Annotated in this window: 3 protein-coding genes and 2 pseudogenes; 4 read left to right on the plus strand and 1 reads right to left on the minus strand. The window is 54.3% G+C overall.

The window, feature by feature from the left end:
• Window positions 1-10: 10 nt before the first annotated feature.
• A pseudogene (locus Q1B15_RS02140) lies at window positions 11-214 on the minus strand (hypothetical protein); the annotation flags it as partial.
• Window positions 215-593: 379 nt separating this feature from the next.
• On the opposite strand from Q1B15_RS02140, the gene Q1B15_RS02145 reads away from it, so the two are divergent.
• From Q1B15_RS02145 to Q1B15_RS02160, 4 genes and pseudogenes are all read left to right on the plus strand, one after another.
• Window positions 594-1,601 carry a BMP family protein gene (locus tag Q1B15_RS02145; protein ID WP_299749441.1) on the plus strand — a complete coding sequence of 336 codons (1,008 nt, stop codon included), beginning with the start codon at window positions 594-596 and terminating at the stop codon, window positions 1,599-1,601.
• 6 nt (window positions 1,602-1,607) lie between these two features.
• Window positions 1,608-3,149, plus strand: a complete 1,542-nt coding sequence (locus Q1B15_RS02150; RefSeq protein WP_299749444.1) for an ABC transporter ATP-binding protein — start codon at window positions 1,608-1,610, stop codon at window positions 3,147-3,149.
• Complete coding sequence (locus Q1B15_RS02155) at window positions 3,139-4,188, plus strand: ABC transporter permease (protein ID WP_299749447.1); 1,050 nt, start codon at window positions 3,139-3,141, stop codon at window positions 4,186-4,188. Before Q1B15_RS02150 ends, Q1B15_RS02155 begins: the two co-directional genes overlap by 11 nt.
• A 4-nt stretch (window positions 4,189-4,192) precedes the next feature.
• Window positions 4,193-4,571, plus strand: a pseudogene (locus tag Q1B15_RS02160) (ABC transporter permease); the annotation flags it as partial.

Here is a 4,571-nt window from a genome sequence, read left to right on the forward strand (position 1 = left end):
CCAGTCTCAGTTACCCAGAAAGGGCAATCTGCTCGGCTGCAAGAAGACCGCGCCAAACGGCGAGAGCGTCGGCATGGTTCAGCTTGAAATTGGCTCGGTTGTAGAGCGCGCGCTCCTGGCTGAACTTGTTTTGGACGGAAGCGCCAACGGCGACGAATTTCGGCAGACTTCGTCGTCGTCTAAACCGCAGCATTGCCCGTTCTCGCCTTCGAAAGATCCCTTTTCATGGTTTGCAAGCAAACCCCTGTCAGGCAGAGGGCGCGATTGTTGAACCCGCGACCGGTTTCCAGCCGGTCCGCCTTCCTGTTTCTCGTCCGCGTCACGAAGCTAGGTCACCGCCCTGCCCGTTTTAAGCCGGTTTGCTCTGACAGTGCCGCTGAAGGGTTTAAGTGCGTCCCAAAGAGCGAATGATATTCGTCCTTGTATACGAGATCCGTCTGGTGAAGGATCGTATGATGGACAATAACTAGGCGATAAATTCTGTTTCAGCCAATACCAGGGCAATCGCGTGTAGCCGAGAGAAATACGCATTCATTTCTTGACCGACTGATAAAATTCGAAGTTACTTGTTTCGAACTAATGGGGATTCCACAATGACCAACACTACATATTTCAATCGCCGCTTCTTCTTGGCGACCACCGCCGCCACATCGCTTTTGCTTGGGGCGGGCAGTGTGGCAGCAGCTGAGCCGATTAAGGTAGCTGGTATCTATACCGTGCCGGTTGAACAACAATGGGTCAGCCGAATTCACAAGGCCGCTTTGACTGCGCAAGAACGCGGGGACTTAGAATATACGTTCTCTGAGAATGTCAGCAATACGGACTACGCTCGCGTGATGCGCGAGTATGCTGAGGCTGGTAATACGTTGATCATCGGCGAAGTTTTCGGGGCTGAACAAGAAGCGCGTGAGGTCGCAGCAGACTACCCAAGCGTTGCGTTTTTGATGGGCTCTAGCTTCAAAGAAGATGCGGCACTGCCGAACTTCGCAGTTTTTGACAATTACATCCAAGACGCGTCTTACCTCTCAGGCATCATTGCAGGGTCGATGACGTCGTCTGGCAAAATCGGCATGGTTGGTGGCTTCCCAATCCCTGAGGTCAATCGACTGATGCACGCATTCATGGCCGGTGCGCTCGAAATGAACCCGGATATTCAGTTCCAGGTCAGCTTTATCGGGAGCTGGTTTGATCCGCCCAAGGCAAAAGAGACTGCATTTGCGATGATCGAAAATGGCGCGGATGTGCTTTATGCGGAGCGTTTTGGCGTCTCTGATGCGGCCAAAGAAAAAGGCATTTTGGCCATCGGAAACGTCATCGACACGCAGGCTGACTATCCTGATACGGTTGTCGCTTCTGCTATTTGGAACTTTGAGCCAACGCTGGATACGGCAATTGCAGCGGTGCAAGGCGACAGCTTTGTGGCCGCAGACTACGGTGTTTATTCCTTTATGAGCCAAGGCGGAACAGAGTTGGCCCCATTGGGAACATTTGAGGGAAAAATCCCCGCAGCCGCATTGGAATTGGTTGCCAAACGAGAGGCTGAAATTAAATCGGGCGCATTTTCGGTGACCATTAACGACGAAGAGCCGTCATCTTCCTAAGATACTATGTCCAAGAACCCTGTTGAGGCACTTTGCCTGAACGCAATCACTAAACGATTTGGAGAACTGATCGCAAATGATGCGGTCAGTTTTTCAGTCATGAAAGGTGAAGTTGTCGCGTTGTTGGGTGAAAATGGTGCGGGCAAAACAACGCTCATGAACATCCTGTTTGGGCAGTACACTGCCGACAGCGGAACCGTTGCAGTGTTTGGTGAAACCTTACCGCCTGGGAATTCGCGCGCGGCGTTGGATGCCGGCGTCGGCATGGTACATCAACATTTCACTCTGGCTGACAATCTGACCGTTCAAGAGAATATCACACTGGGTGCGCGCTCCTTGTTCAGCCCTCATCTTGACCGGGCCGCTTCTCGGGCCAAAATCATAGAACTGTCTGAGAAATTCCACCTTGTTGTATCCCCTGATGCGGACGTTGGCAGCCTGACGGTGGGTGAAAGGCAGCGCGTTGAGATCCTCAAGGCGCTTTATCGAGACGTTCAAATTTTGATCCTGGATGAGCCGACAGCTGTCCTCACTCCTCAAGAAACAGATGATTTGTTCGCCACGCTCAGGCTCGCCATTGCCAATGGGCTGTCGATCATTTTTATTTCGCATAAATTGCACGAAGTCATGGCGATTGCCGACCGCGTTATCGTATTGCGGCACGGTAAAATGACCGGCGGTGCCCGGACAAAAGACACCGACAAACACGCGCTTGCCGCGATGATGATGGGTGTAGAGGCGACCCCGCCCCAGGTAGCGCCCGTAAATCCGGGCGCGGTGCTTTTTGAACTGCAGAACGTCACCACCCCAGATTTTGGCAATGTCCCTGGTCTGAAATCGGTATCCCTTGCCTTGAAGGCTGGACAGATCATCGGCCTCGCCGGTGTCTCTGGCAACGGTCAAGCGGCGGTCGCTGATATTGTGGGCGGCTTGCACAATCCTTCTGCCGGACGTGTGGTGATGAATGGCAATACGATCCAAAAATGGAGCCCGCGTGAAGCGGTGCAAAACGGCATCGCGCGCATTCCCGAGGATCGACACAAGACCGGTACGATCGCAGACTTCGACCTGACTGAAAATGCAATACTCGAACGTTACAAGATGGATGCATTTAGCAAAGGCGGGTGGCTCAACTGGCGCAGATCGCGGGCTTTTGCAGACAGTATCATCGACAAATATGATGTGCGGTGTCCCAGCGCAGACACTCCAATTCGGCTGCTTTCAGGTGGCAACATGCAAAAGCTGATCCTAGGGCGCGTGCTGGAAGCTGATCCGCAGATCATTCTGGCCAATCAACCGGTCCGAGGCCTCGATATCGGGGCCGTCAATTATGTCCACAGTCAATTGCTGGCAGCGCGCGACGGTGGGGCCGCGGTGCTTTTGATCTCAGAGGACCTGGACGAGGTTATGGCCTTGTCGGATGTTATTCATGTGATCGCTGATGGAAGGTTGTCGCCCGAGTTTAGCCGGGGCCAGATGACACCAGCCCAACTTGGATTTTGGATGGCAGGTCAAGGGTTTGAAACGTCGGTGGCCCATGCGTCTTGAGCCCATCAAAAACCCGTCGCTGGCCCGCAGCCTTTTGCCGCCAGCGAGTGCTTTGGGGGTAACGGTTGTGATCGCGTCCCTTTTGGCGATGGTCGCTGGTGCAAATCCTTTTTCTGTTTTTGGGCTGATCCTCGAGGGCGCATTCGGGTCAAAATTCGCAATCCTGGAAACCTTGAACCGCGCTACGCCTTTGATCTTTACCGGTCTCGCTGTAGCGGTCGCCTTTCGCGCTAAGTTCTGGAACATCGGCGCAGAGGCGCAGCTGTACGCAGGCGCTCTAATGACAGTCTTGCTTGGCACGGGTTTTTTGCCGTGGCCTGGTGTCGTGATCCTTCCGACACTGGCGCTGTTCTCAATCCTAGCGGGCGCCACACTCCTCCTCGTTCCCGCACTCCTCAAAACACGCTTTGGGGTTGATGAGGTGGTCACGACACTGCTGTTCAATTTCATCTTCCTGCTCTTCATCTCAATGCTTCTGGAAGGTCCCCTAAAAGACCCGATGGGCATGGGTTGGCCCAAATCAGCACGGTTGATACCAGAAGCACGATTGCCACGGCTTGTCGAAGGTCTCAGGCTGCATTGGGGGTTTGCCCTAGCGATCCTGTCAGCCATCGCTGTTTGGATTGTCCAGACGCGTAGCACCCTAGGGTATGAAATGCGCGCCGTTGGGCTGAACAAACAAGCCGCCGCCTTTGCGGGCATCCCTGTGAACATAGTTTTGGTCAAGACAGCGCTTCTGTCAGGTGGCTTAGCTGCACTCGCTGGGTTCTCAGAGGTCGCGGGACTGAAAGGTAGTCTGACGCTCGATCTGTCACCCGGATTTGGCTACACTGGGATCATCGTCGCGATGCTGGCCTTGTTACATCCGCTTGGCGTGATCGTTGCCGCACTATTTGTTGCAGGGATATTTGTAGGGGCTGACAGCATGAGCAGAGCTGCCGACGTGCCGACCTATCTTGCGGACATCATGCTTGCGACAGCGTTACTGTTGATGGTTCTGGCCATCATGCTCACCCGTTTTCGAGTGGTGCGGGATTAATCTTATGGAAATCGTCGAAATCCTGTTCACCGCCAGCTTCTGGGCCGCCGCGATCCGGATCGCCAGCCCATTGATTTTCGCCACGTTGGGTGAGCTGATCTGCGAACGTGCAGGGGTTCTGAATCTTGGCATCGAAGGGATTATGGTTGCAGGGGCTTTTGCGGGCTGGATGGCGGTCTATTCTGGCACGGGGCTTTGGACGGGCGTCTGTGTAGCGATGCTTGTTGGAATGCTGTTCGGCACCCTGCACAGTATCCTAACAGTGCCTTTTGGATTGTCGCAGCATGTGGTGGGGCTTGGGGTGACGTTGCTGGCGACGTCCTCGACCTATTACGCCTACAGGCTTGCCTTGCCCGAGGTTACGAGCCCGCCCAAGATTGAAG

It is taken from the genome of uncultured Boseongicola sp. (assembly GCF_937988555.1).
In the GTDB taxonomy this organism is placed as follows: domain Bacteria; phylum Pseudomonadota; class Alphaproteobacteria; order Rhodobacterales; family Rhodobacteraceae; genus Boseongicola.

Bases quoted from the DNA above. Each gene is read 5' to 3' on its own strand.
- Q1B15_RS02145 (WP_299749441.1), top strand. From the start codon at position 594: ATGACCAACACTACATATTTCAATCGCCGCTTCTTCTTGGCGACCACC.
- Q1B15_RS02150 (WP_299749444.1), top strand. From the start codon at position 1,608: ATGTCCAAGAACCCTGTTGAGGCACTTTGCCTGAACGCAATCACTAAA.
- Q1B15_RS02155 (WP_299749447.1), top strand. From the start codon at position 3,139: ATGCGTCTTGAGCCCATCAAAAACCCGTCGCTGGCCCGCAGCCTTTTG.